We start from the raw sequence: 25,845 nt of genomic DNA on the forward strand, positions 1-25,845 counted from the left end.
TATGATTAGCTGAGTAGTTGTTTTACGATTGTAGAAATCGCTTTGCCATCAGCCTTTCCAGCAAGTTGTTTGGAAGCTATTCCCATAACTTTTCCCATATCCCTCATTGAGCTGGCTCCGGTCTGAGAAATAATTTCATTGATCGCAGAAGTCAATTCTTCTTCATTTATTTGTTCCGGAAGAAACTGCTCCAATATTTTTGCCTGGGCGAGTTCAGGTTCAGCAAGGTCATTCCTGTCTTGTTCCTGAAAAATAGCAGCACTGTCTTTTCTTTGCTTCACTAGTTTCTGAACAATTTTGATCTCATCCTCCGATGAAAGATCCACGTTGCTTCCACTTGTGTTAGCCAAAAGAAAAGCAGATTTTAATGCTCTTAATGCCTCCAGCGCCACAGTATCTTTCGATTTCATAGCAGCCTTCATCTGTTCCATAACCTGGGCCTGTACACTCATACTAATTCATTTTTAGGGCAACAAATATACTAAAAACATTCAGCCTAAATTAGCTACTTTGACGAATTATTTTCCAATTCGAGCTCCCGGATCAAAGCATAGACCTTTGGGCTCTCAAAACCTCTTCTCAAAAGGTAATCCGCCACTTTTTTTCTCTTCTTCAGCACAACTGGCTCAGAAGTACTGTTAAACTTTCTTTTGCCTAAATCTCTAAGGGTTTCTTCATATTCTGATTTATCGATCTCACTTAAAGCGGCTTTAATATTGTAACTGGATATTTCGCGAATCTTTAATTCGTTTGTAATTCTTACATATCCCCATTTTTTTATTTTGAACTTGCCTCGAGCAAAACTTCTGGCAAATCTTTCTTCATTTAAAAAATCGTGCTGCATCAGGTGGAGTAGAATCAACTCTCTTGCCTCCGGAATCATTCTCATATCCATCAATTTGCGCTCAATATCTTTATGACATCGATCCTGATAGACACAATATTTTTCAAGCGACCTCTTGGCTTCTTCCAGAGTATATGTTGACTTCTTCTGTTTCATGTATTAAATAGTACATTCCAAAAGTACTCGCATCAGTTAATTTTTCCAAAACTAATCTGCTATAACATGCTCAGGTACTATTTATGTCTTTATATTCTACTATATATGATTCAGACTATGGCTCAGTCAACATTGATTGCCAGAAACAGCTTTGAAATTTCCGGAGATAACTGGTCAGTAATAAGCTTTAGCACCCCGCCTTGCACCGCAGACAATGACAGCTGGAATTACCATACTCAACTGGACACCATTCAACCCAGTCATGGAAATCAGTTCTGGGGGATCAAAGACTTAAATGGGAATTGTGGTTCTTCCGATTTTGAATACATGGAATTCGAAGCCATAGATATCAGGCAATATCGACAGGTAAAAATTAGGTTCGACTATTTGGTTGCAGGCTATGATAAAGGCGATGACATGAAATATCAATTATGGTTTGATGGCGAAATCCAGGAAGAGGTTCTCTTTGCAGATGGCCAGGATAATTTAAGCAGGCCATGGACAACACTGGAGCTTCCTGTTCCGAATACTGTTAAGTCCGTGAAAATTAGGATCAGTGTCAAACAAAATGGCTCTGATCTTGGAGGGCTGGACAACCTGGTTGTTACAGGAGATCCTGTTGAACTTTGCAACGAACTGTTGATATCCGAATATGCAGAGGGAAGCTCTTCTCGCCTGCATAGAAATAATTTTATAGAAATTTACAATTCAAGTGATTCAGTTATTGACCTGTCTTCTTACAAGCTCTCAAAATACACCGGTAAAAACTTGAATCCATCCTCTGTCTTATCATTATCAGGTATGTTAGCTTCAGGTGAGACTTTTTTAATTGAAGACTACACAGAAAACTTGGGATTAACATCAGATCTCAGTTCCAATAGTTCTGTAATGGATTTTAACGGTGATGATAAGATCGTTCTTGGAAAGAATCAAATAGCAATAGACGCCATTGGCAAGATTGGCGATTCTGCTTATTTTGGAAAGGATATCACCTTGAGAAGGAAATCAACTATTCGTTCTCCAAACAGCCAGTTTGACCCCTTGGAATGGGATGTATATCCCATGGAAGAAACAGGCGATCTGGATCTTCACACAAGTGTCTGCGAGGGCCCTATACCTGAAATAAAAGTATCCGGAAACGGATTATCAATTCCAGATGGTAACAATAAAACTTCAATTCTGGATCAAACTTACTTTGGAGCATTTCCTCAATCTTTTGATGAGAAAGTTCAAAAAGAGTTTTATATAAAGAATGAGGGAAATGATGCTTTGACGATTAATTCAATTGAAATAACCGGACCTGATGAAGTCAACTTTGATACAAATTTCAACAGTCCGGCAGTTATTCCTGTAAATGACAGCCTTCAGCTTTTTATTAATTATTTTCCAACTCAAATCGGTTTTCATGAGGCAGTGGTTAATATCCTGAATTCTGATTCCTCGGAAAATCCTTTTGAATTTCTTATAATCGGAGAAACGACAGGTTCGGTTTCAAGCCCTTTGATCATATCACAATATTATGAAGGTGAATCAAATAATAAATGGGTGGAAATTTCCAATATCAGCAACAAAAGCAGCCCTGAAAACCTATACTACCTGGCATTGTTTCGAAACAACGATGCCTTTAGCCCTGTTGACAGAAAACCAAGCAGCAAAATTCCAATTCCATCAATTCTACCTGGAGCATCCATTAAATATTGTGCCTCTTTAAACGTAAACACTCCCGATTACGCCCTTAACGGAGATGAAATAAAAACGAATGTGTGTAGTTTTTCAGGAGATGACATTATAGTGATTTCAACTTCAGGCTCAGAAAAATGCTGGAGAGATAAAGTGGATATTATCGGCCTGGCAGAAGAATGGGGTAAAGACTTGTCTATGGTCAGAAAATACGGTTGCAGGGCTTCCACAGCAAATACAGGTTTCCTGTTATCAGAATGGGAAATACATACACTGGAAGAAATTGACACGGCCCTGGCAGGATCAAATTTACGAATTGGTATTCATGACCCGGGAACAACTTCATGGAGGGAAGGAGGTTGGACCAATGGAATTCCCGATGCCAGTAAGGCCGTGTTTATTGAATCTGATTACTCCAGCCTTACAGAAGGAAGTTTAGAGGTCTGTTCCTTGAAAATTGAGGAGGGTGCCAGAATGCTGATAGCAAGCGGGAACAGCCTGGTCGTTGAAAAAGACCTCATCGTTGACGGATCACTTGAAATAGAGAATAATGCTTCTCTTGTCAACAAAGATGATCATGGTAGAATCGAAAAAAACGGTGAAATTCTAATTCATAAAAAGAGTACATATTTAGAGCCATATGACTATACCTTCTGGTCAAGTCCGGTTGAGGGAAACAAACTTGAAGATGTTTTCTATAACTCGCCCAAAAACTCTTTTTATACATTTTCCGCATCTCTGTTTGAAGATTTGAATGATGACGGGATCGACGATAATCAAGATTCCTGGCAGAACAAGCTTGGTGTTATGGAGGCCGGTATTGGTTATACGGTAATGGCTCCGTTGGGTAAAGCGTTTGATAATTATCAATATGCGGTTTTTGACGGAAAGGTGAATAACGGAATCATTAAGGTCAGAACGGAAATCAATAGAAATACATTTGGTGATAAACCCCAATGGACCCTTATGGGCAACCCCTATCCGTCTTCGGTTGATATTGAAGAATTTCTAAACAATGAAACAAATAATGAAATATTGGGCAAAACCGTTTATTTCTGGACCCATGACACACCCGCCGCTTTAGACTCCGATACAAATTCCATGAAATACTCTGCCGATGACTATGCCATGTTTACCCTGGGAACAGGTGGTATAAAGGCCAATGAAAATGGAAAAATACCTTCAAAATATATTAGTAGTTGCCAGGGGTTTTTTATCCAGGCACTCAATGAAGGTGAAGCGGTTTTTAAGAATGAGATGCGAACGACGGCCGGAACCGATAATTTCTTTAAACCCAACAAGGATAAAATTCCCGTCGAAGAAAAGAAAATCTGGTTAAACCTCTCTAACAATCTTGGTGCTTTCAGTCAGTTATTGATCGGCTTTATAAATGGGGCAACCGTTGGAATAGATCAAATGTATGACGGATTAAGAATGAAGTCCGGGAACCATGTGAATTTCTACACTCTTTCCAAAGATCTTCAACTGGCTATTCAGGGCCTTCCTCCATTACAGGGTAACAAATTTGTACAGCTTGGGCTCGAGATCAGAGCTGAGGAGCCTGTTTTTCTGGAAATAGGTTTGGAAAAAGTTACGGACGGGCTTTCAAACTACCGTTTAATACTCATTGACGAGTACCTTAATTTAAAAAAAGATCTGAGGAAGGGAAAGTATCATTTTGAATTGTCAAAACCAGGTAAATACAATGATCGTTTTAAGTTATTTATAAGCAAGGACCATAGCCTCGAGGATGAAACAACAGTTCAACTTTCTAGATCCGATGATCTTTTTTGGAGGATTTTTGACAATGCACTATGGCTTGACACATTATCCGAAAGAAATATTGCAAGTGTTGAGGTATATGATCTTAACGGCCGGAAACTGACCGGTTCAAAAATTGGGGATAAAACAGCCCGCATCCCGTGGTATGGATTTCCTGAACGTGCGATCTATATTATTCGTGTTCTGTTGGAGGATTCCAGTTTGATCGTCAAAAAAATCCTGCCATGAGGGCAAAAAAAAAGCCCCGCTTCTGCGGGGCTTAATGATATATTCTTACCTTATTATTTTATCGTTCTGATCGACAAATTCATATTTTAAATACGGAAATGCATCTCTTGGTACTATTTTGATCCATTTCTTATACTTCAAGAACCATTTCATCTGGATTGAATTTATCCCTTTTGTAAGATGGGAAGCTACAAATGAATGCACATGTAATGCAATTCCTGTTCTATCTTCTTCCATGATCTTAACCAATTTGGACTCTATTCGATCTATTAAAACTATCGGAGCTTCTACTTCTCCATTCTTGTTTGGATTCTCTTCTTTCGTTTTGATATTTCTCTCTGGACGTACTCGCTGTCGAGTAATTTGAACTAAACCAAATTTACTTGGTGGCAACACCTTGTGTTTGGTTCTGCTGTTACTCATTTCTTTCCTCAGATGATCATAAAGCTTTTTTCTGTGATCAGCGATATGCATATCTATAAAATCTACGACAATGATACCACCCATGTCTCTCAACTGAAGCTGTCTAGCAATTTCGCTGGCCGCAATCAGATTCACCTCAAGTGCCGTATCTGCTTGAGAGTTGGCTTTGTTTGATCTGTTTCCTGAGTTTACATCAATCACGTGCAATGCTTCAGTATGCTCAATGACCAAATACGCTCCTTTACGCATTGAAACAGTTTTTCCAAAAGCCGATTTTATTTGTTTTTCAATACCGTAGTAATCAAATATTGGCACTCTCGATTTGTAGTGCTTCGCTATTGATTTTTTTTCCGGTGCAATTCTTTCCAGATAATCAAGTATCTCCTGATGAAGAGATAAATCATTTGTAATTATACTTGTGAAAGACTCATTGAAAACGTCTCTAAGAATTGATGAAGCTCTGTTCAATTCGGATAATACTTTTTGAGGAGCCTCTGCACTTGGTATCTGTTTGCACATATTGACCCATCTCTGTATCGAATACTGTAAATCTCTGTCCAGTTCTGCTACTTTTATCCCTTGTGCAACTGTTCTTAAAATTACTCCGAATCCTTTTGGCTTTATACTTTGAGCCAACCTTTTTAATCGTTCTTTTTCCTTGTTGTTCGTTATTTTCTGTGACACAGAAACACGATCAGAAAAGGGAACCAGTACTAAATATCTACCGGCAATGGATAATTCAGAACTTATCCTGGGTCCTTTGGTAGAAATTGGTTCTTTTACTACCTGAACCAATAAGTTTTGACCAGCCTTTATGACATCATCAATTTTGCCATGCTTGTCAATATCTTTCTCAAAACGAAACCCTTTTAGGGTAAAATCTTTTCTTTTACCAGTACTTACCTGATGAGTATATTTTTTTAAAGATGATAATTGTGGGCCTAAATCATGATAATGCAGAAAGGCATCTTTTTCACTTCCTACATTTACGAAAGCTGCATTCAGGCCGGATAATGTTTTCTTAACTTTTGACAAGAAAATGTCTCCTACCGAGAAATTATTGTCTAAAGTTTCCTTATGTAACTCAACAAGTTTTCCATCTCTTAATAAGGCAAAATCTATATCAGAGGAATTCGATCTTATTATTAATTCTGTTTTCACTCTGTTATATTTTTGCATCTATCTCATCCATGATCATTAAACCATCAAATGGATAGATTGATTAATAAATAGTTGTGGTTATTCTTGATAACCTCATATTTGCCTAAGCAAATTTTATGTCAATGAACGTACTAAACTGAAAATTTAAAACAAATAGGTGATTGCTCACCTATTTGTTACTTTTTCTTCTTATGTCTATTTTGTCTGCTTCTTTTCTTCCGCTTATGGGTCGAAATTTTGCTGCGTTTTCTTTTTTTACCACTTGGCATAATAAACTGAATTATAAGATTTTTATTATTTGACTGCTACACTTTTTTTAACGCTCTCTACAAAAACTTTTGCAGGTTTGAACGCAGGAATGTTGTGAGCAGGTATTTTAATCGTCGTATTCTTTGAAATATTTCTTCCAGTTTTCTCAGCTCTTTCTTTCACAATAAAACTACCAAAACCTCTTAAATAAACATTTTCTCCCTGGTTCAATGAGTCCTTTACTTCTACCATAAAATCCTCTACCACTCTTAAAACATCAGCTTTTTCAATACCAGATTTTTCTGAAATGTTAGCTACGATCTCTGCTTTTGTCATTTTAAATTATTTATACGTTATTTAATTCCTTATTTGAGTCGGCAAATATAATACAATAAATCAATTTCGGAAAGCTAAATGATTAAAATTTAATTAGATAAAAAAATTGTACTATTGCAAAATGAGGCAAAATGAAAAATTTTCTAACGCATTAATAATGTGGTATTTAATCAATAAACGTGATTTGCCGTGGAGAAAAACAAAGGACCCCTATCTTATATGGTTATCCGAAATAATCCTGCAACAGACTCGTATCGCCCAAGGAACCTCATATTATGAAAAATTTGCAGACAAATTTAAAGATGTTTTTGCTCTGGCAGATTCGGATGAAAAGACAATTTTGAAAATGTGGCAGGGTCTTGGATATTATTCCAGAGCGAGGAATCTTCATTCAACTGCCCGGGAAATTGTTGCAGCTTATAATGGAAAATTTCCCGACAATTATAAAAGCCTCATCAAACTCAAAGGAATTGGCGATTATACAGCCTCCGCCATAGCTTCAATGGCCTTTGATAAAGGGCATGCGGTTGTGGATGGAAATGTTTATCGTGTTTTGTCTCGTGTTTTTGGAATTGATACGCCGATCAATGAATCCAAAGGTGTCAAAGAGTTCAAAATACTCGCACAGGAGTTGCTTAATCTGGAAGATCCGGGAACCCACAATCAGGCCCTTATGGAATTTGGTGCTGTGGTTTGTACTCCTAAAAGCCCTAGTTGTAGCAGCTGCGTGTTCAACAACAGATGTGAAGCCTTAAGAACCGGCAGAGTGGATGAATTGCCGGTAAAGAAAAAGGCATTAAAAATAAAAAGCAGATTCTTTAACTTTCTTGTGTTGAATGACAAGAATGAAAACACCTTTATAAGACAGCGAATTCATAAAGATATCTGGCAAAATTTGTTTGAGTTCCCCCTTTTGGAAACCTCAGAAGAACTTTATGATACCTCAGATCTTCTAACTTTCATTGAAAAAGAATTCAATTTTACAGGCACTTTTCACATCAAAAAGTTTAATCAGATTCCAGTGGTCCATAAATTGTCACATCAAACGCTTTACACTACTTTCTGGATCGTTCACAGCGAAAGTATCATGGAAAACGGCATGTCCTGGGAGCAGCTCAATGACTATGCCCTCCCGGTTCTGATTCAGAATTTTGTTGATAAATATAAAGGCCTTAATCCATGAATTTCTTCATTTTGATTATCTTTGATCCTTATTAGAATCTTATGGCAAACTCATTGAATAAAGTGATGCTTATCGGGCATTTGGGTGATGAAGTAAAAATGCATTATTTTGAAGGTGGAAACTGCATTGGCAGGTTTCCCGTTGCTACAAATGAGTCCTACAGCAACAGGCAAACAGGAGAAAAGGTTACAACGACAGAATGGCATAATGTTGTTGTAAGAAATAAACTTGCTGAACTTTGTGAAAAATTTCTTAGTAAAGGCGACAGGGTTTATGTTGAAGGTAAAATTAAAACGCGTCAGTGGGAGCAGGAAGGAGCAAAAAGATATACTACAGAAATTCACGCTGTTGACATGACCTTTTTAACAACGAAAAAGGATCTTTCAAACCCTACGACAGCTACATCACATGATCCTCAAGCAGAAACGACTCCAGGTATTAGTGCTGTAAACGATACTTCGGATGATCTGCCATTTTGATCTTAGTTAAAGTATGAATTAAACCATCACTCTTTGGATCCTGAACCCGCAAGTTTCTTCTCGGCATTTGATTTTGACTGGCAAGCCTCTCTTGGCCTTTTGGCACTATTGATTTTACTGATTCTTTCTGCTGTAATTTCGGGGACAGAAGTAGCCTTTTTCTCCTTATCAAAATCCGATCTTGACAAAGATGATGATTCCAATATCAATCATATAAAACAATTACTGGAAGATCCCAAGAAGCTTCTGGCCACAATTCTTATTTCAAATAATTTCATCAACATATTATTCATCCTGCTGTTTACCTATGTGGGTGATTATTATTTTCAGGGACTCACCTCTCCCCTTGTAAAGTTCCTGATTGAAATTGTTGTTGTGACATTTTTAATTTTGTTATTTGGTGAGGTACTCCCAAAGATCTATGCCACAAGAAATTCCTTTGGCTTTGCATCTTTTATGGCTAAACCAATGTTAGCACTTAGGTCTATGCTTACCTTTGTGAGTAATCCAATGCTAAACCTCACCAATCTGGTTGAAAATAAATTGAGGAAAAAAAATTCAGACATTTCCGTTGAAGTTTTATCACAGGCTTTGGAGTTGACTTCGAAAGGGGCCACTACAAAAGAGGAGAAAAAAATTCTTCAGGGTATTGTCAATTTCGGAAACACTGAAACCTCTCAGATCATGTGTCCAAGAATGGATATTTTTGCTTTGGCATCTGATGAAGAATTCAATGATGTCACAGAAAAAATAATTAAAAAAGGGCATTCGAGGATCCCTGTTTATGATGAAAATATTGACAGTATTGTCGGAATTCTTTATACTAAGGATCTGATTCCACATATTAACAAAAAGACTTTTCAGTGGAGAAAGATCATACGTGAAGCCTTCTTTGTCCCGGAAAATAAAAAGCTGGACGATCTCTTAAAAGAGTTTCAGGAAATGAAAAACCACATGGCGATTGTGGTAGATGAATATGGGGGAACTTCAGGACTTATTACGCTTGAAGATATTATCGAAGAGATTGTAGGTGACATTTCCGATGAATTTGATCAAAACGACCTGTCCTATTCAAAACTAGATGATTATAACTATGTTTTTGAAGCAAAAACCACATTAAAGGATTTCTATAAAGTTTTACAAATTGACGAAACCCTTTTTGAAGATCAGAAATTCGAGGCAGAAACCATAGCCGGTTTGATTTTGGAAATTACCGGAAAGTTTCCTAAAAAAAACGACCATATTACCTATAAAAGATACGAGTTTACCATAGAAGCAATTGACAAAAAACGTATCAAACAGGTGAAGGTCACATTACCTATGATAAAAAAAACAATAAAATGAAATTGTTAAGACAGAGTGCCGTATTATTCCTGCTTTTAATGCTTTTAGCATCCTGCAAGGATGAAGTCCTGCCGAAGCCCAAAGCCCAATTGAGATTGGAGTATCCAACACCAGAATACAAAGAGATCAACAGTGATTGTCCCTATATTTTTGAAATTTCTACGAATTCTAAAATACGAATTAACAATAAATGCTGGGCGAATCTTGATTATCCGGATCTAAAAGCATCTGTAAACATGACTTACAGGCCGGTGGAAGGAAATTTAAAAGAATTATTGATAGAAGCGGAAAAACTGACTTTTAATCATACCATAAAAGCCGACGGCATTAGTTCAATACCCTATTCCAATGAAGAAAAACGAGTATATGGCGCAGTTTTTGAGGTAACCGGTAATGCTGCGTCACCTATCCAGTTTCATGTGACTGACAGCACAGATAATTTTATTACCGGAGCTGTTTACTTCAACGTTCAGCCCAATTATGATTCAATTAAACCCGCAATAAATTATTTGCGACAGGATATTATGAGAATGATCGAATCAATGCAATGGAAGAACAAATAATTTAAATCCTGTTTATCTTGAAAAAACAATATTTATATACAAAGACGATCAGATTCTGGCTTTTGACCGGCCTGATTATGTTAATTGGACAGGTCATACTTGGTGGCATTACTCGATTAACCGGCTCAGGATTATCAATAACAAGTTGGGATATTATCACAGGGGTAATTCCGCCTCTGAACAAAGCGGATTGGCTGGAAGCATTTGAGCTATACAAGCAAACACCCCAGTTCCATAAACTAAACTCTGACTTTACTTTAAAGCAGTTTAAATTTATCTATTTCTGGGAGTATTTTCACAGGCTTTGGGTAAGGGCTCTGGGAATTATCTTTTTGATTCCATTTGTCGTGTTTCTGATCAGAAAGCAGATTGACACCTTTCTGGTTAAGAGGCTCCTTCTTGTAGTGGTTCTTGCCGGGTTAACCGCATCAGCGGGATGGATTATGGTAATGAGCGGATTAGTGGATCGACCCTGGGTTAATGCCTATAAATTAACACTTCATTTCCTTTTGGCCATAGCCACTATTGGTGCCATGGTCAAATGCATTGCCGATGTTTATCTTATGGAAAATAAGCCTAAAAAAGGTCATACAAAATTTGTAATGATCCTATTGGCCTTCACCACTGTACAATTGGTATTTGCAGGCCTAATGGCGGGTATGAGAGCGGGATTATACTATGCCACATGGCCCTCAATGAACGGAACCTTTATTCCGGCTGTCCTTCTTGACGCCAGCAACTGGACCTGGGATAATATGACCAATTATGATACCTTTTCTTTTGCACCTGCACTAGTTCAGTTTGTTCATCGGATACTCGCCTATATTATCCTGGCACTTACTGTATATTACTATCATAAAAAAAGGAATCATGTGCATACAAGTGCCATCAAATGGCTCACCGTATCCTACGTTCTTGTTGTTTTTCAGGTTTTTTTAGGAATAATGACTCTTTTAAAAATAAAAACCGGAATTCCACTCGTTTACGGGACCTTGCACCAGCTGGTAGGGCTGCTTTATGTGATCAGCCTTTTGTTTCTTTATTATTCGTTGAGAAAGAAAATTTCGATTTGGAGCAAAAAAAAGCTACCACAAGGGTAGCTTTATATTTTATGCAAAAAATGGTTTAAGCCTGACAGCTCTTGTCACAGGACTTACCTTCCTTTGAACATTTACCTTCGCATTTTTTCATTGATGAGTCAGCCATGGCTTTAGCAGAGTCAACAACTTTTTCAGCTTCAGCAGCAGCTGAATCGATTACTTTTTCAGCCTCTTCAGCAGTTGCTTCTGCAGCATCCGCAGCCTCTTCTACCGCTTCCGCAGTTTTATCAGCAGCCTCTTCTACTGCCTCAACAGCTTGCTCAGCAGCTTCAGTTGCTTGTTCTTTTTTTGTCTGGTCACATGAAACAGTTAAAATAGCTAGAACTGCTATTACAAAAAATCCTTTGATCAATTTCATAGTTGTTAATTTTAAGTTAATATTAAGGCGCAAGATAAAGAAACAAATTTGAAGAAATTCTGAAGAAATGTAAATAATTAGGGACTAAATGAAAAAAACCTGATATAGAATCAGGTTTTTTTTTAGAAGATATATAAACCCATTGTTTACAGACATGGGTTTCTAAATTTCTTACTCCTAAAGTTTTTCAACTCTAAAATCTACAAGAAACTTAGCACTAACTCCAACAGGCTCTCCCTTATGGGTTGCCGGAGTAACTTTTGGAGTACTATTTATTACTCTTACCATTTCAGTTTCCAAAGCCTTTTTTGGAGCCGTTACCCTAAGAGAAAATACTCTACCAGCTTTATTCACATGAAGAACAACCCCAATCTGATAATCTCCGCGTTTCAAACCGGCCTCTTTAGCAATGTCGTGATTAAATTCACTTTTTAAATAAGCAATAAAACTCTCTTTGGTACAGGCCCTGATCTCATCAGTTGTTGATGCGGCACATCCAGGATAGATAACGGGTGTATCAGCCAGTTCTTCGGCAATTACTCCTTCCGGAACGGCAACTGGCTCAAGGTCTTTAGTCTCCGCTTCTACTGATTCCACAGCTTCCGCTTCTCCTTCGGATCCTTCTGCAGCGGCAGCAGCTCCTGCGGCAGCGGCTCCAGCGGCAGCGGCATCATCTTCTGATTCTTCAGAATCATAGCTGGCAGCTTCGCCAGTTTCAGCCGAAGCATCTGAACTTTCTTCTGTTACTTCTGTTGAAGCATCATCCTGAGTTTCCTCTTTTTTAGATTCCTTGCAAGAAATCGATATCATACTCACCAAAGCAAATACGAATAATAATTTTAAAATTTTCATTGTAATAAAACGATTTAGTTAACTATACAAACAAAAATAAACCTTTCTTTAACAAAAAGCGAATTGAATTGTTAAAAATTAAATGAACAAATAAAAAAAGCGCCCAAAAGGCGCTTTTTTTTATTCTTCTCAGGATGAATTAGTTAATTCCCGGCTTGTATTTAAATGTCTGGCCACCAACAGAAGCTTCAGCCATAAATCCTCCAATTGTTTTGGTGAAAATAGCTACCCCGTCCTGATAATCGATATCAACAGAGGCACCATCTTTAAGGGCAACAGCAGAGGCCTGTCCTGAAAACTTCACCTTACCACCGGTAAATCTATCCAAGGCTGGCTGATCCTCAAAAAAGATCACTTCCATGTACTGCTGGCCACCTGCCTGAAGTCCAAAGGTTGCCTGTGCCAGATTAGACTGTCCAATTACGGTTTTATTGTCAAAAACCAGTCCATGTCCACCTGCACCACCAATGCCAAGGCCTCCTTTTGTAATTTTTGGGAAAACCGCAAAGGCATAAGCATCATGAAAATGTTTTTCCATTTCCGGATTACCAGCAGTCAATTCCTTCATTGCATCCTTCACCTCATTTTGAAGTTTTGTGTCTTTTGGAAAAACAACGGTGATTTTCTTTTCTTCCGCTGTAGCTTCCTCAACCGCTTCTTCTGCTACTTCCTCAGTAGCTTCTTCACCAGCCTCAGCATCCTCGGTTGTTTCTTCTTCCGTTGCTTCGGAAACCTCTTCCGCCGCCTCAGTAGTTTCTTCTACAGCCGTATCAGCAGCCTCACCTGCTTCTTTCTTTTCAGATTTACATGAAAAACTGATTGCCATTACAACTAAGAGAGTAAAAAATATTCTCGATAATTTCATAATTTTAATTCTTTAAAGGTTAAGTATATTTACAAAGAAATGACATTTAACACGGAAATGCAACTCAATTCATTTATTATTTACTGAGCGTCTTCAACAGGACTTTCCATTGAAATTTCCTGTATCCCAGTTACCGAATATATCTCTCCTCCGGCAGTTCCTTCTATTATGTCCTTTATTTTTTTGCTGTCAATTTTGTTCTGATCAAATCGAACTACCCCTGAACTATCCTCAAATGATACTTTTGCGTAACTAATTCCATCTGCTTTGTACAATTTAGACTGAATCAATCGAGCACAACCAATTTCACATGTCATTCCTTTTATATCAACTTTGACCTCCTGAATATTTTCGGCAATTTCCTCACTCTTGACTTCTTCCCTGATATCCTGACCTTGCTTCTTAGATGAATCACATGCCATAAAAAACAATAAAAACAAGGCAACAGACAAATATTTAATGTGTAATTTCACCACCTCTGATTTTTAAAAATTATCAGACAAAAATACGGATATTATTTTCAATCAGAACTATTGATCCATGAATAGCAAACAGTCGCGCTGGTTTATCTTAATTGTTCTGTCTCTTATATGGGGGAGTTCCTTTATTTTGATGAAACTTGCATTAATAGATCTCAGCCCTGTTCAGGTTGGAGCCCTGCGTATTATTTTCTCTGCATTGGCACTTTTTCTTATCGCTTTGAAAAAAATTAAACAAATAAGCCGAAAGGAATGGGTCTATATTGTTTTAACAGCTCTTCTGGGTACATTTTTCCCGGTTTTCCTTTTTGCCTATGCCGTGGAAAACATTGACAGTTCTATCGTATCTATATTAAATTCTCTTACTCCTCTTAATACACTCCTGGTAGGAGCAGTATTTTTTGGGTTCAGCTTTTTAAGAAAACAATTTCTCGGGGTAATAATAGGTTTGCTGGGTGCTTTGTTCCTTATTTTAAAAGGAGCCGAGCTCAACCCGGATCAAAATTACCTTTATGCTTTAACCATAGTTGTTGCTTCTTTGGGATATGCGTTCAACGTAAATATTATCAAAAAGCATTTGAGTGAATTGTCAGCCCTGACCATTGTAACAGGAAATTTTGTAGTGATTTTTATCCCGGCAATAGTTGTGCTTTGGTTCACTGATTTCTTCAAAGCGTCCTATATTATGCAGGCAAAAAGTTCACTTGGCTACCTGATTTTATTGTCTGTTTTTGGAACGGCAATGGCAAAAACACTGTTTAACAGGCTTATTCACATATCCTCTCCTATTTTTTCAAGTTCAGTTACCTATTTAATACCAATTGTAGCTATTTTTTGGGGAGTTTTGGACGGGGAAAGACTTTTTCCGGGTCAGATTATCGCAGGATTAATAATCTTATTTGGAGTTTATCTCACCAATAAAGGAAAATGACAAGCTCAGAACCAGAGGATTGTCCTTTGTTTTTCTTCAAATAATGAATTTAAAAAGTTTTTCCTATTTAATAAAAAGATGTATATTTGCACCCGCCTAAATGAAAAGGGCAGTATTTAAAATTAAAAAGCAAAAACATTTATCATGTACGCAATTGTAGAGATAGCAGGGCAGCAATTTAAAGTTGCTAAAGACCAAAAGGTTTTTGTTCATCGTTTGGAAGAAAAAGAAGGATCAAAAGTTTCTTTTGACAAAGTTCTTTTAATGAATGATGGAAAAGTTACCATTGGCGCCCCGGTTATAAAAGATGCAGTGGTTACTGCAAAGGTATTGAAGCACCTAAAGGGTGATAAAGTAATCGTTTTCAAAAAGAAAAGAAGAAAAGGATTTAAAAAGAAAAATGGTCATCGTCAGTTTTTATCTGAGATCCAGATTGATGGTATTTCAGTAAAGGCTCCAGCTAAAAAGGCTGCTGCTAAAAAAGACGAAGCCAAAGCTGAAAAAGCACCTGCTGCCAAAAAGGAAGCTGCTGCTAAAAAACCAGCTGCTAAAAAAGAAACTAAGGCTCCTGCAAAAGCCGCTCCAAAGGCCGCTGCAAAAAAGACTGCAGCCAAGAAACCTGCAGCTAAAAAGGAAAGCCCAAAAAAATAATTAACCCAGTAAAAATAGTAGATCATGGCTCATAAAAAAGGTGTAGGTAGTTCTAAGAACGGTAGAGAATCAGAATCGAAACGATTAGGAGTAAAAATCTTTGGTGGTCAAGGCGCATTAGCTGGTAACATTCTAGTACGTCAAAGAGGCACAACACATCATCCTGGTGAAAATGTATATATGGGTAAAGACCATACACTTCACGCACAGGTAGATGGAATCGTTAAATTTACTAAGAAGAAAGATAATAGGTCTTACGTATCGATTGAACCAATCGAAGCTTAGTATATACAGAGAATAAATCATTGAAAAGCCCTTGCAGATGCAAGGGCTTTTTTGTTTTAAAAGATTTTACCCTTAAATCTTCATTTATATGCCATAAATTATATTTTTGTTTGAAGATTTTCAATCAAGTACACGTTGAGCACATTAAAAAGGTTTTTTAGGGATACCATAATTTACGGAATTGCCGCCGTTTTACCCAGAGCCATAAATATTGTACTTGTAAAACTTCATACCCATACCCTTATTTCTTCAAGTTATGCAGACAGCACGATCTATTTTGTTTATGCCGCTTATTTAAATGCATTGCTGACCTATGGTATGGAAACAGCATTTTTTAGGTTTTTCACCGGCGAAAAGGAAAAAGGAAAAGTCATCTCAACCGCTTTTTTGACCTTACTCGGAACGACGCTGGCTTTTATGTCCCTCGCCTTATTTTACAGTAACGAGCTTTCGGTTCATATGGGTTTCACGAGTCCTCTGGCATTGCAGATCCTGATTCTTGTAACCACCTTCGACACGCTTCTGGTAATTCCATTTGCCTATTTAAGAGTGACAAACCGGCCCATAAAGTTTACTTTTTACAAGGTTTTGAACGTTGTCATTTTTGCCATATTTAACCTTTATTTCCTTCTTTACGTTCCAAACGCTCTGGAATATGGTAACTATGTCCCGGGTTTTTTAGCAGACCGCTTTTATGAACAGCCTCTTGTACTCTATATTTTTATGGCCAACTTATTGGGAAGCGTGATCACATTTCTATTGCTTTTCCCACTCGTTTTCAAGTTCAAACTTAATTATGACAGAGCTTTGTTATACAAAATGCTGGGCTATGGATTACCAATCATGATCAGCGGCCTTGCCTATGTTACCAATGAAAATCTGGATAAATTACTCCTTACACGGTATCTGGGGAAAGAACAAATGGGGGTCTATGCCGCCTGTTATAAACTTGGTGTTTTTATGTCCCTTTATATCATGGCCTTTAAGATGGGGGCCGAACCCTTCTTTTTCAATCAGGCCGAAAAATCAGATGCAAAAATCACCTATTCAAGAATCATGAACTGGTTTGTGGTTTTCGGATCTCTGTTTATGGTGATCATCGTTTGTTTTATTGACCTTTTTGCCCAGTTACTTTTAGGAAGGTCAGTATATTTCTCAGCCCTGGAAATCGTCCCGGTCATTCTGCTGGCAAACCTATTTCTGGGCATCTATTACAATCTGTCTGTTTGGTTTAAGCTCACGGACAGAACAAGGTACGGAATGTTCTTTTCTGTACTGGGAGCAGCACTTACCATTGGTTTAAATATCGTTTTCATCCCCAAGTACGGATATATGGCCTCGGCCTGGGCAACGCTGGCAACCTATATTCTGGTGGCTTTATTAAGCTACCTGTATGGTAGAAAATATTATCGCATACCCTATAATTTATCAATTAATTTTTTCTCGTTGATCTCGGCAGCAGCAGGAAGTTTTATTTCATTTTATTACTTTAGAGCCAACTATCTTGCATCTGTAGCAATTGTTCTGATCTTTCTGACCGGAATCATCCTGACCCAAAAAACTGAAATAAAAAAGATATGGAAAACGTAACCATTAAAATCATCAATAAATCTAATCATCCTACCCCGGCTTATGAAACCAATGCTTCTGCGGGTATGGACCTCAGGGCGGTTTTAAATGAAGCCGTAGTATTGAAACCCCTGGACCGGCATATCGTCAAAACAGGATTATACATTGCATTGCCTCCCGGGTTCGAGGCCCAGATAAGGCCTCGAAGTGGTCTGGCAGCTAAATTTGGTATAAGCGTCCTGAACGCTCCAGGGACAATCGATGCAGATTACAGAGGTGAAATAGGGGTGATTTTGGTCAATTTATCCAATGAAAACTTCACGATTAACGACGGTGACAGAATTGCTCAGATGATAATTGCAAGGTATGCACATACTAAATGGGATGAAGTAAACGTTTTAGATGAGACCGAACGTGGATCCGGTGGCTTCGGCAGTACTGGAATTTAAAATTTGGACTTAAATATTCTGCTTTTGAAAATTATTAAATATATCTTTCTGTTCTCTGTCTGGCTCGGATATGCCCAGGAACAAAACAATGAAGAGCTTTTAACTTCAGTAAACGGTGCCTGTGACTGCATCGCAAAAATTGAACTGTCTTCTGAAGATAAAAATGACAGGATCAAAGACTGTATCACAAATTCTTTGGAAAATGCCAATACAGCATCAACAAATGAGTCAAAAGATAATACAAGTTCATCAAAAGCAGTCAACTACAAAATGGTTGAAAATTATCTTGTTCAGCATTGTAAACCCCTAAAAGAACTTGCTTTTACAGAGAACAAGAAATTCAAATATGCTTCTTCAAATAACGTCCTGGCCCAACTTGCCTATGATGATGGAATGGAATACATAAACCAGGGAGACACAGAGAATGCTATATTAAAATTTTCAAAAGCGGTTGATATTGATCCTATGTTCGCTTTTGCCTGGGACAATCTCGGTATCAGCTACAGAAAAAACAAACAATACGAGCAGGCGATCAACGCTTACCTGAAATCTCTTGAAATTTATCCTGAGGGAAGACTTCCTTTGCTCAATATTGCAATAACTTACAATCTGAATCAGCAGTATGAAAAGGCCGTTGTGTATTATGAAAAATTTATTGAGATCTACACGGACGATCCGGAGGGGTACTATGGCTTAGGATTGATCCTTTACACCCAGGACCAGGAAGAAGCCGGACTTGACAACCTGATAAGGGCATATACAATTTACACCAATCAGAATTCACCTTATCGTGCGGATGCCGCAAAGAAAATTGGTTACATGTACAAGGATCTGAAAAATCAGAACAAACTTGATATTTTTCACAAGGTAGCCGACAAGTACAATTTAAAGGTGCAGAGTAATTAAGACCTTACCTTTTCGATCACATCGTCTATTTTATCCATCGTCTTTTCAGGAATATATCTCTTTGCAGCCAGAATAATTCCAAAGATGATAAAAAACACCCCAAGTGCATGACGTATCTTTCTCAATACCACGGGGGTGAGTTTTGCCTTTAATTGCTTCGCGGCAAGGATCTTAAAAAAATCAGTAATTAAAAAGGTCAGTATAACCAGGACGAAATACTTGAATACTCTTCCAGTATCCATTTGAAAATTAGAACTTACGGCAATTACTATGGCGAGCCAGAAAGCAAGTACACCAAAGTTAATCGTATTCAAAAAAAATCCTTTAAGAAAAAGGGTGAGGTAATTATTGGATTCTACAACAACCAGTTCTTCATCGGTAACTATCTTCTTTGTCTTTCTGTAAAAGATGGTATAGAGCCCGTAACTCACCAGGGCCAATCCTCCAACCATAAATATTCTCGGATCATCCTGAATTCGCTCTAAAATGGTAATACTGCCAAAATAGGAGACTATAATAAACATAATATCGGCAAGAATTACTCCTATGTCAAAGGTGATTGCCGCTCTCATCCCCTTTGTGATACTGGTTTCGATCAACGTAAAAAAGACCGGCCCCACCATAAAAGCGAGTCCGAAACCCAGTAATACCGCATTGACATATTCATTGAACATAGTTAAATCTAATTCAATTATATCGATCTAAACGTCGTCGTAATCAATTTTTATTTGAGATGAAGTTGGATGAGCCTGACAAGTAAGGATCAATCCTTCATCGATCTCATCCTGGTCAAGAATGGTGTTTCGTTCCATAACCGCCGATCCTTCAATTACCTTAGCAAGGCAGCTGCTGCAAACTCCTCCCTGACAGGAATAAGGTGCATCAAGGCCTTTAACCAATGCAGCGTCCAGAATCAATTCATCCTTTCTCATTTGAAATGTGGTTTCCTCATCATCAAGAATCACAGTGATTTCAGCATTCCCGTCAAGCGACTTGTTAATTTCCTTTTTGTGCGAAGTACTTGTGAATAATTCAAATTTTACATCATCTTCATTTACACCCAGCTGAATCAATGTCAACTTAACTGCATCTATCATCTCTTCAGGGCCACAAATAAAATAATTGTCAAATTTATATTCTGAAAATTCTCCTTTCAGTAATTCCTTGATCATAGTGCCGTCAATTCTTCCGAACAATGCCTTATCGCTTATAATCTGACTGTAAACATATATGATTTTAAGGCGTTTTTCATAGCGAGAAGCCAAGGCGTCAAGCTCCTTCTTAAAAATAGTTTTATCGCCTGATTTACTGCCGTAAAGCAAAACAAACCTGCTGTCTCCCTCATCCTCCAGCACCGATTTTATCATGGAAATGACAGGTGTAATTCCGCTGCCTGCGGCAACAGCAAGATAATCTCGTTTTTCCTCGGGTTGCGCCTCTAAAACAAATCGTCCTTCTGGGCCGGCAACATCAAGGAGATCTCCCTCCTTAAGCCTCTTATTCGCAAACTGAGAAAACCTTCCTTTTTCCACTTCCTTAATGGCAACTCTTAATTCTGAACTATTTGGAGAGGAACAAATGGAATAAGCCCTTCTTAGAAGGTTACCTTCTAAGTCCTTTTGAACTGTAATATATTGACCGGGAATAAACTTGAATTCATTTTCTAACTCATTTGGGACTTCAAAAGCTACAGAAACAGCATCTGAAGTTTCCCTTCTTACCTCCTTTACGCGGAGTTTATGGAATATTGACATTTAAGTAAATTAAAGTTCTTGCAAAAATACAAAAATGATTGTGTTTAAAGGGCCTAATTAATCATTAATGATTCTTTGAAATATCGTCTGGCAACTCGTTTTTATCCTCATCAGATACCGGAAAGAATTCCTTCAATTTTTCACCGGCATGAAGAATACCCATGACCAGGCCCTTGGCATATTCTCCCCTGACAAATTCTGAGATCACCTCATCCCTTATACTTTCCCAGAAATCATCCGGAACTACCTCGTCAATTCCCCTGTCTCCTATTACGGCAAATTTATGGTCATCAACTGCTACATAGAATAAAACACCGTTTTTGAATTTAGTCTGATCCATCCCCAATTCATGAAAGATAATTTGAGCTCTTTTCAAAGCATCGTGATCGGGTCCGTTTTCAAAATGTACACGTATTTCTCCCGATGTATTTTTCTCAGCTTCACGAATAGCCTCGATTACTTCATTTTCCTGGGCCGACGTTAAAAATTCTTCTACTTCCATAACATCTGGGTACTAAAACATTAAGGTACTAAAAAAGGCCAAAAACTGGCTTTGACCTTATGTGATTTTGTATTCTGTTAATTAAAGTCAACCGTAGGTGCCTGCTCGCTTCCAGGTGCCGCCTGAAACAAGGCCATTGGGTCAAAATTCAAAAACCCTGCAACAACTGTTGCCGGAAATTTCCTTATATAAACATTATAATCTTTGGCTACCTGATTGAATCTGTTTCGTTCTACATTGATTCTGTTTTCAGTTCCCTCAAGCTGACTCTGGAGTTCAAGAAAATTTTGATTTGCCTTAAGGTCGGGGTATCTTTCAACAACCACCATCAATCGGCTCAAAGCACCTGACAGATTATTCTGAGATTCCTGAAAAGCCGCCATTTGTTCAGGGGTAATATTCGTGGGATCAATTGTTGTTTTCGTCGCATTTGCCCTGGCCTGAATCACACCTTCAAGGGTTTCTTTTTCAAAATCTGCATATCCCTTTACGGTGTTTACCAAATTTGGAATCAAATCCGACCTTCTTTGATAGGCACTCTCAACATTTGCCCACTGGGTCTTCGCAGTTTCCTGCTTTTCCACCATAGTATTGTTCAAACCTACACCCCATCGGAATATTCCAATGATAATAACGGCGATTACAATTATGGGAAGCCATTTTTTCATAATAATATATTTAGATTAAAGTTGATTTTTAATAGCAATTAATTCATTCTTGACCTCTTCAAGCCTCTGAATGATTTTATGTTTGGAAAATACCTCCTCAGGATTTTCCTTCAATTTATTCTTTGCTCCTTCCAGGGTAAATCCCTTCTCTTTCACCAGGAAATAAATCAGTTTCAGATTTTGAAGATCTTCAGGAGTAAACAGGCGGTTTCCCTTTTTGTTCTTTTTGGGTTTTAAAACATCAAACTCGTTCTCCCAAAATCGTATCAAAGAGGTATTAACCCCAAAGGCTTTTGCCACTTCTCCAATTTTATAATATCGTTTGTCTGGTAGGTCTATATGCATTAGTCTAGTGATTGTCCTTCCTGTGAGGCCATTTTTAACATTTCCTGAAATTCTTCGGGAGAAAGGTCTCCGTAATAAAAATTAATCGGATTTACCTGATTCTTATTATACCTCACTTCATAATGCAAATGAGGAGCCTGGGAACGTCCCGTACTTCCCACATAACCAATCAGGTCACCTCTCTTTACCTTCTGCCCTCTTTTCACATTGTATTTTGACAAGTGAGCATAAAGCGTAACATAGCCAAATCCATGATCGATCCTTATATGCTTCCCAAAACCAGATGATCCGGCATCAGCACGTATCACTTTTCCGTTTCCGGTGGCATAGACCGGAGTTCCTCTTGGGGAAGTAAAGTCCATACCTTTATGTCTTTTACGTGCCTTTGTAAATGGATCCAGCCTCCAGCCAAAACCCGAAGCCATTCTGGTAAGGTCCTCTTTACTGACCGGTTGAATGGCTGGAATCGATGCCAGTAATTCCTCCTTGTCAGCCGCAAGGTTTATGATCTCATCAAGTGATTTTGACTGTACATACAATTGTTTGGATAATATATCCAGGTTCCTCGAAGCTTCGATGATCATTTGGGAATTATCAAACCCTTCCATTGACTTATATCTGTTCACACCACCAAAACCAGCTTTTCTTTGCTCATCGGGGATAGGATTTGCTTCAAAATAAGTGCGATAGATATTGTTGTCTCTTGTTTGTATACCTTCAAGAACTTCCTCCGCCTGAGCCATTTTCTTTTCGAGCAATTCATAATGCAGCTTCATGTTCTCTACTTCACGCTTCAGCACTTTTTGCCGGGGAGATTCAACAAACTGGTACATGATAAAAACCATGATGCCTCCCATAATTGCCGCTGCGGTAAAAAATACCAGGGTACGCCTGAATTTATCCCTCTTCCTAAGCTCTATTTTTCTGTAGGACAGGGTATCTGCATCGTAATAATATTTTACCTTCGCCATAATTAGAAATATACTATTTTTGCAACTAAAACAGCCCTGTATCAGTCGCATGAAAAACAAATTTACATTTTTTTTGTCAATGATATAACTGTGGTTACGGCTTTTAATAATACTTTATGACTTCACAGGAAATCAGAAAACAATTTTTGGACTTCTTTGCTTCAAAACAGCACAAAATAGTTCCATCGGCACCTCTTGTCAATAAAAACGACCCCAGCCTTATGTTTGTTAACGCTGGGATGAACCCTTTTAAAGAATATTTTTTAGGACAAAAGGAGCCTGAAAAACCAAGAGTAGCTGATACGCAGAAGTGTTTACGTGTATCCGGGAAACACAATGATCTGGAAGAAGTTGGGATGGACACCTATCACCATACCATGTTTGAGATGCTTGGAAACTGGAGTTTTGGTGACTATTTTAAAGAAGAAGCCATTGCATGGGCCTGGGAATTGTTAACAGAAGTATTTAAAATTGAAAAAGACAGTTTGTACGTAACCGTATTCGAAGGAGATAAGGAAGATCAACTTGACTTTGATGAAGAAGCTCAGAACTACTGGCTAAAACACATTCCCGCTGATAGAATTCTCAAGGGAAATAAAAAAGATAATTTTTGGGAAATGGGCGCGCAGGGCCCTTGTGGCCCATGCAGTGAGATCCATGTAGATATACGATCTGAAGAGGAAAAGAAAAAGGTTCCGGGAAAGGACCTTGTCAATAAGGACCACCCTCTTGTTATAGAGATATGGAACCTTGTGTTTATGGAATTCAACAGGCGAGCTAACGGTTCACTTGAAAAGCTTCCTGAAAAACACGTGGACACCGGGATGGGTTTTGAAAGACTCTGTATGGTCATACAAAATCAAAAGTCAAATTATGATACTGATGTTTTTACGCCTATCATCAGAGAAATTGAAACAATTACAGATTCCGTTTATGGTAAAGAAGAAAAAACGGATGTGGCAATCCGTGTCATTGCCGACCATGTAAGAGCAGTTGCTTTTGCAATAGCAGACGGGCAGCTGCCTTCAAATAACGGCGCAGGTTATGTTATTCGCAGGATCCTCAGAAGAGCCATACGTTATGGATTTACTTTTTTAAACAAAAAAGAACCTTTCATTTTCAGGCTGGCAGACATTCTTGAAAAGCAAATGGGAGATAATTTCCCTGAAATTGTTGCCCAAAAACACCTTATTCACAATGTGATCAAGGAAGAAGAGCAATCCTTCCTGAGAACGCTGGATCAGGGACTGGTCATGCTCGATACGATTATCTCTGGTTCGAACAAGAAAAAGATCTCAGGAAAAAAAGCCTTTGAACTTTATGATACATATGGATTTCCAAAAGATCTGACCTCTTTGATCTTACGTGAAAAAGGCATGGAATTTGACGAGTCTGAATTTGACCAGGAAATGGCCAAGCAAAAATCTCGTTCAAGAGCAGCCGCCGCTGTGGATACAGATGACTGGAATATTCTCATTGATGACAAAGAGCAGGAATTCATTGGCTATGACTACCTTGAGGCTGAAGTTAAAATTACAAGGTATCGTAAAGTGACCTCTAAGAAAGATGGTGAGATGTATCAGCTTGCTTTTAACATGACCCCCTTTTATCCCGAAGGTGGAGGCCAGGTAGGAGATAAAGGATATCTTGAAAGCAGAAACGGTGACGTGATCTACATTCTTGACACAAAAAAAGAAAACAACCTCATTCTTCATTACACCAAGAATCTACCGGATGACACCAGCCATATATTCAAGGTAGTAGTGGATAAGGAACAACGCTTTAGAACGATGTGCAACCATACGGCAACGCATCTTCTTCATCAGGCATTAAGAACTATACTGGGGACCCATGTTGAACAAAAGGGCTCGGCGGTCCATGCCAGGAACCTGAGGTTTGACTTTTCTCATTTCTCAAAGGTAAGCGCTGAAGAATTAAAAGAGATTGAACAATTTGTTAATTCCAGAATACAAGAGAATATTTCACTTGAGGAAAACCGAAATGTACCCATGGCTGAGGCTCAAAAATCGGGTGCCATCATGCTGTTTGGTGAAAAATACGGTGACACCGTAAGAACCGTCAAATTTGGCCAATCAACAGAACTTTGTGGCGGAACTCATGTGAATCAGACAAGTGACCTATGGCATTTTAAGATCATGAGTGAAAGTGCAATTGCTTCCGGAATACGAAGAATAGAGGCTATCACCAACGATGCTGTACGCGATTATTATTTTGATCAGGAGGAAACTTTTGGCAAGATCAAAACCGCACTTAAAAACCCTTCTGACCCTGTAAAGTCAATTCAAAGCCTACAGGAAGAAAACGTAAAACTTAAAAAAGAGATTGAGCAGCTTAATAAACTAAAAGCGGCTTCATTCAAGGATGACCTCATCAAAAATAAAAAGATGATCAACGGGGTGAATTTTATTGGAAGCCTGCTGGATACCGATGCGGCGTCCATGAAGAACATTGCCTTTGAAATAGCCGGAGAAGTTGATGATTTATTCTTTATCGGTGGATCTGATTTGAACGGAAAAGCCCTTCTTACGGTCTATATCTCAAAAAATCTGGTGGAAACAAAGAATCTGAATGCGGGTACCATAGTTCGGGAATTAGGACGTTTTATTCAAGGTGGAGGCGGTGGCCAGCCTTTCTTTGCAACAGCCGGCGGTAAAAATCCATCCGGATTAAAAGATGCTATTGAGGCAGCTGAAAAACTCTTAGCTTAAGAA

Annotated in this window: 27 protein-coding genes; 13 read left to right on the forward strand and 14 right to left on the reverse strand. The window is 38.3% G+C overall.

Annotated elements, in window-relative coordinates:
• Positions 1–5: 5 nt before the first annotated feature.
• Complete coding sequence (locus tag LCM02_RS08005; protein ID WP_224927831.1) at positions 6–452, reverse strand: GatB/YqeY domain-containing protein; 447 nt, start codon at positions 450–452, stop codon at positions 6–8.
• Positions 453–505: 53 nt separating this feature from the next.
• Positions 506–1,000 carry a regulatory protein RecX gene (locus tag LCM02_RS08010; RefSeq protein ID WP_224927832.1) on the reverse strand — a complete coding sequence of 165 codons (495 nt, stop codon included), beginning with the start codon at positions 998–1,000 and terminating at the stop codon, positions 506–508.
• A gap of 66 nt (positions 1,001–1,066) precedes the next feature.
• Between LCM02_RS08010 and LCM02_RS08015 the strand changes: the two genes are divergently transcribed.
• A complete protein-coding gene (locus LCM02_RS08015) occupies positions 1,067–4,690 on the forward strand; it encodes a lamin tail domain-containing protein (protein WP_224927833.1) in 3,624 nt (1,207 codons plus the stop codon).
• 45 nt (positions 4,691–4,735) lie between these two features.
• Here the strand turns inward: LCM02_RS08015 and LCM02_RS08020 are convergent, their stop codons facing one another.
• Both LCM02_RS08020 and LCM02_RS08025 read right to left on the reverse strand, forming a co-directional pair.
• Positions 4,736–6,274: an Rne/Rng family ribonuclease gene (locus tag LCM02_RS08020; RefSeq protein ID WP_224927834.1), complete on the reverse strand. Its 1,539-nt coding sequence runs from the start codon at positions 6,272–6,274 to the stop codon at positions 4,736–4,738.
• Positions 6,275–6,568: 294 nt separating this feature from the next.
• Positions 6,569–6,859: an HU family DNA-binding protein gene (locus LCM02_RS08025; RefSeq protein WP_224927835.1), complete on the reverse strand. Its 291-nt coding sequence runs from the start codon at positions 6,857–6,859 to the stop codon at positions 6,569–6,571.
• 121 nt (positions 6,860–6,980) lie between these two features.
• Between LCM02_RS08025 and mutY the strand changes: the two genes are divergently transcribed.
• Genes mutY through LCM02_RS08050 form a run of 5 tightly spaced genes read left to right on the forward strand, consistent with a single transcriptional unit; the run spans position 6,981 to position 11,528 of the window.
• Positions 6,981–8,042 carry an A/G-specific adenine glycosylase gene (gene mutY, locus LCM02_RS08030; protein ID WP_224927836.1) on the forward strand — a complete coding sequence of 354 codons (1,062 nt, stop codon included), beginning with the start codon at positions 6,981–6,983 and terminating at the stop codon, positions 8,040–8,042.
• A gap of 41 nt (positions 8,043–8,083) precedes the next feature.
• Complete coding sequence (locus LCM02_RS08035; RefSeq protein WP_224927837.1) at positions 8,084–8,521, forward strand: single-stranded DNA-binding protein; 438 nt, start codon at positions 8,084–8,086, stop codon at positions 8,519–8,521.
• A gap of 33 nt (positions 8,522–8,554) precedes the next feature.
• Positions 8,555–9,865 (forward strand): gliding motility-associated protein GldE, encoded by a 1,311-nt coding sequence (gene gldE / locus LCM02_RS08040; RefSeq protein WP_224927838.1) that lies wholly within the window; start codon positions 8,555–8,557, stop codon positions 9,863–9,865.
• On the forward strand, positions 9,862–10,428 hold the full coding sequence (gldD, locus tag LCM02_RS08045) for a gliding motility lipoprotein GldD (protein WP_224927839.1): 567 nt from the start codon (positions 9,862–9,864) through the stop codon (positions 10,426–10,428). The genes gldE and gldD overlap by 4 nt, the downstream gene beginning before the upstream one ends.
• A 17-nt stretch (positions 10,429–10,445) precedes the next feature.
• On the forward strand, positions 10,446–11,528 hold the full coding sequence (locus LCM02_RS08050) for a COX15/CtaA family protein (protein ID WP_224927840.1): 1,083 nt from the start codon (positions 10,446–10,448) through the stop codon (positions 11,526–11,528).
• A gap of 25 nt (positions 11,529–11,553) precedes the next feature.
• Here LCM02_RS08050 and LCM02_RS08055 read toward each other — a convergent pair whose 3' ends face one another.
• From LCM02_RS08055 to LCM02_RS08070, 4 genes are all read right to left on the reverse strand, one after another.
• Positions 11,554–11,886 (reverse strand): hypothetical protein, encoded by a 333-nt coding sequence (locus LCM02_RS08055; protein WP_224927841.1) that lies wholly within the window; start codon positions 11,884–11,886, stop codon positions 11,554–11,556.
• Between the two features lie 177 nt (positions 11,887–12,063).
• Entirely contained in the window at positions 12,064–12,738 is a 675-nt protein-coding gene (locus tag LCM02_RS08060) for a hypothetical protein (RefSeq protein ID WP_224927842.1), read from the reverse strand.
• 139 nt (positions 12,739–12,877) lie between these two features.
• Positions 12,878–13,603, reverse strand: a complete 726-nt coding sequence (locus LCM02_RS08065; RefSeq protein ID WP_224927843.1) for a lipid-binding SYLF domain-containing protein — start codon at positions 13,601–13,603, stop codon at positions 12,878–12,880.
• Positions 13,604–13,683: 80 nt separating this feature from the next.
• Entirely contained in the window at positions 13,684–14,076 is a 393-nt protein-coding gene (locus LCM02_RS08070) for a heavy-metal-associated domain-containing protein (RefSeq protein WP_224927844.1), read from the reverse strand.
• A gap of 67 nt (positions 14,077–14,143) precedes the next feature.
• Between LCM02_RS08070 and LCM02_RS08075 the strand changes: the two genes are divergently transcribed.
• The 6 genes from LCM02_RS08075 to LCM02_RS08100 all read left to right on the forward strand — a co-directional run bounded on the left by LCM02_RS08075 (position 14,144) and on the right by LCM02_RS08100 (position 18,873).
• Positions 14,144–15,013 carry a DMT family transporter gene (locus LCM02_RS08075; protein WP_224927845.1) on the forward strand — a complete coding sequence of 290 codons (870 nt, stop codon included), beginning with the start codon at positions 14,144–14,146 and terminating at the stop codon, positions 15,011–15,013.
• Positions 15,014–15,157: 144 nt separating this feature from the next.
• Positions 15,158–15,664: a 50S ribosomal protein L21 gene (gene rplU, locus LCM02_RS08080; protein ID WP_224927846.1), complete on the forward strand. Its 507-nt coding sequence runs from the start codon at positions 15,158–15,160 to the stop codon at positions 15,662–15,664.
• Between the two features lie 24 nt (positions 15,665–15,688).
• Positions 15,689–15,949: a 50S ribosomal protein L27 gene (gene rpmA / locus LCM02_RS08085; RefSeq protein WP_224927848.1), complete on the forward strand. Its 261-nt coding sequence runs from the start codon at positions 15,689–15,691 to the stop codon at positions 15,947–15,949.
• 135 nt (positions 15,950–16,084) lie between these two features.
• Positions 16,085–17,539, forward strand: a complete 1,455-nt coding sequence (locus tag LCM02_RS08090; protein WP_224927849.1) for a lipopolysaccharide biosynthesis protein — start codon at positions 16,085–16,087, stop codon at positions 17,537–17,539.
• A complete protein-coding gene (gene dut, locus LCM02_RS08095; RefSeq protein WP_224927852.1) occupies positions 17,527–17,967 on the forward strand; it encodes a dUTP diphosphatase in 441 nt (146 codons plus the stop codon). The genes LCM02_RS08090 and dut overlap by 13 nt, the downstream gene beginning before the upstream one ends.
• A 24-nt stretch (positions 17,968–17,991) precedes the next feature.
• Positions 17,992–18,873 (forward strand): tetratricopeptide repeat protein, encoded by an 882-nt coding sequence (locus LCM02_RS08100; protein ID WP_224927854.1) that lies wholly within the window; start codon positions 17,992–17,994, stop codon positions 18,871–18,873.
• Here LCM02_RS08100 and LCM02_RS08105 read toward each other — a convergent pair.
• The 6 genes from LCM02_RS08105 to LCM02_RS08130 form a co-directional block, all read right to left on the reverse strand.
• Entirely contained in the window at positions 18,870–19,547 is a 678-nt protein-coding gene (locus LCM02_RS08105) for a LysE family translocator (protein ID WP_224927856.1), read from the reverse strand. The genes LCM02_RS08100 and LCM02_RS08105 overlap by 4 nt on opposite strands.
• A gap of 27 nt (positions 19,548–19,574) precedes the next feature.
• Entirely contained in the window at positions 19,575–20,627 is a 1,053-nt protein-coding gene (locus LCM02_RS08110; RefSeq protein WP_224927859.1) for a 2Fe-2S iron-sulfur cluster-binding protein, read from the reverse strand.
• A 64-nt stretch (positions 20,628–20,691) separates the two neighbouring features.
• On the reverse strand, positions 20,692–21,129 hold the full coding sequence (locus LCM02_RS08115; protein ID WP_224927861.1) for a TPM domain-containing protein: 438 nt from the start codon (positions 21,127–21,129) through the stop codon (positions 20,692–20,694).
• 77 nt (positions 21,130–21,206) lie between these two features.
• Positions 21,207–21,797, reverse strand: coding sequence for a LemA family protein (locus LCM02_RS08120; RefSeq protein ID WP_224927864.1), 591 nt, complete (start codon positions 21,795–21,797; stop codon positions 21,207–21,209).
• A 15-nt stretch (positions 21,798–21,812) separates the two neighbouring features.
• Entirely contained in the window at positions 21,813–22,142 is a 330-nt protein-coding gene (locus LCM02_RS08125) for a MerR family transcriptional regulator (RefSeq protein ID WP_224927866.1), read from the reverse strand.
• Positions 22,142–23,113 (reverse strand): M23 family metallopeptidase, encoded by a 972-nt coding sequence (locus tag LCM02_RS08130; protein ID WP_224927868.1) that lies wholly within the window; start codon positions 23,111–23,113, stop codon positions 22,142–22,144. Before LCM02_RS08130 ends, LCM02_RS08125 begins: the two co-directional genes overlap by 1 nt.
• 116 nt (positions 23,114–23,229) lie before the next feature.
• Here LCM02_RS08130 and alaS point away from each other — a divergent pair, with 116 nt between their 5' ends.
• Positions 23,230–25,842 carry an alanine--tRNA ligase gene (gene alaS, locus LCM02_RS08135; protein WP_224927870.1) on the forward strand — a complete coding sequence of 871 codons (2,613 nt, stop codon included), beginning with the start codon at positions 23,230–23,232 and terminating at the stop codon, positions 25,840–25,842.
• The last annotated feature ends 3 nt before the right edge of the window (positions 25,843–25,845 follow it).

The organism is Lutimonas saemankumensis, from assembly GCF_020171465.1.
Classification (GTDB): Bacteria; Bacteroidota; Bacteroidia; order Flavobacteriales; family Flavobacteriaceae; genus Lutimonas; species Lutimonas saemankumensis.

Bases quoted from the DNA above. Each gene is read 5' to 3' on its own strand.
- LCM02_RS08005 (WP_224927831.1), bottom strand. From the start codon at position 452: ATGAGTGTACAGGCCCAGGTTATGGAACAGATGAAGGCTGCTATGAAA.
- LCM02_RS08010 (WP_224927832.1), bottom strand. From the start codon at position 1,000: ATGAAACAGAAGAAGTCAACATATACTCTGGAAGAAGCCAAGAGGTCG.
- LCM02_RS08015 (WP_224927833.1), top strand. From the start codon at position 1,067: ATGCTCAGGTACTATTTATGTCTTTATATTCTACTATATATGATTCAG.
- LCM02_RS08025 (WP_224927835.1), bottom strand. From the start codon at position 6,859: ATGACAAAAGCAGAGATCGTAGCTAACATTTCAGAAAAATCTGGTATT.
- mutY (WP_224927836.1), top strand. From the start codon at position 6,981: ATGAGGCAAAATGAAAAATTTTCTAACGCATTAATAATGTGGTATTTA.
- LCM02_RS08035 (WP_224927837.1), top strand. From the start codon at position 8,084: ATGGCAAACTCATTGAATAAAGTGATGCTTATCGGGCATTTGGGTGAT.
- gldD (WP_224927839.1), top strand. From the start codon at position 9,862: ATGAAATTGTTAAGACAGAGTGCCGTATTATTCCTGCTTTTAATGCTT.
- LCM02_RS08055 (WP_224927841.1), bottom strand. From the start codon at position 11,886: ATGAAATTGATCAAAGGATTTTTTGTAATAGCAGTTCTAGCTATTTTA.
- LCM02_RS08060 (WP_224927842.1), bottom strand. From the start codon at position 12,738: ATGAAAATTTTAAAATTATTATTCGTATTTGCTTTGGTGAGTATGATA.
- LCM02_RS08065 (WP_224927843.1), bottom strand. From the start codon at position 13,603: ATGAAATTATCGAGAATATTTTTTACTCTCTTAGTTGTAATGGCAATC.
- LCM02_RS08075 (WP_224927845.1), top strand. From the start codon at position 14,144: ATGAATAGCAAACAGTCGCGCTGGTTTATCTTAATTGTTCTGTCTCTT.
- rplU (WP_224927846.1), top strand. From the start codon at position 15,158: ATGTACGCAATTGTAGAGATAGCAGGGCAGCAATTTAAAGTTGCTAAA.
- rpmA (WP_224927848.1), top strand. From the start codon at position 15,689: ATGGCTCATAAAAAAGGTGTAGGTAGTTCTAAGAACGGTAGAGAATCA.
- dut (WP_224927852.1), top strand. From the start codon at position 17,527: ATGGAAAACGTAACCATTAAAATCATCAATAAATCTAATCATCCTACC.
- LCM02_RS08105 (WP_224927856.1), bottom strand. From the start codon at position 19,547: ATGTTCAATGAATATGTCAATGCGGTATTACTGGGTTTCGGACTCGCT.
- LCM02_RS08110 (WP_224927859.1), bottom strand. From the start codon at position 20,627: ATGTCAATATTCCATAAACTCCGCGTAAAGGAGGTAAGAAGGGAAACT.
- LCM02_RS08115 (WP_224927861.1), bottom strand. From the start codon at position 21,129: ATGGAAGTAGAAGAATTTTTAACGTCGGCCCAGGAAAATGAAGTAATC.
- LCM02_RS08120 (WP_224927864.1), bottom strand. From the start codon at position 21,797: ATGAAAAAATGGCTTCCCATAATTGTAATCGCCGTTATTATCATTGGA.
- LCM02_RS08125 (WP_224927866.1), bottom strand. From the start codon at position 22,142: ATGCATATAGACCTACCAGACAAACGATATTATAAAATTGGAGAAGTG.
- LCM02_RS08130 (WP_224927868.1), bottom strand. From the start codon at position 23,113: ATGGCGAAGGTAAAATATTATTACGATGCAGATACCCTGTCCTACAGA.
- alaS (WP_224927870.1), top strand. From the start codon at position 23,230: ATGACTTCACAGGAAATCAGAAAACAATTTTTGGACTTCTTTGCTTCA.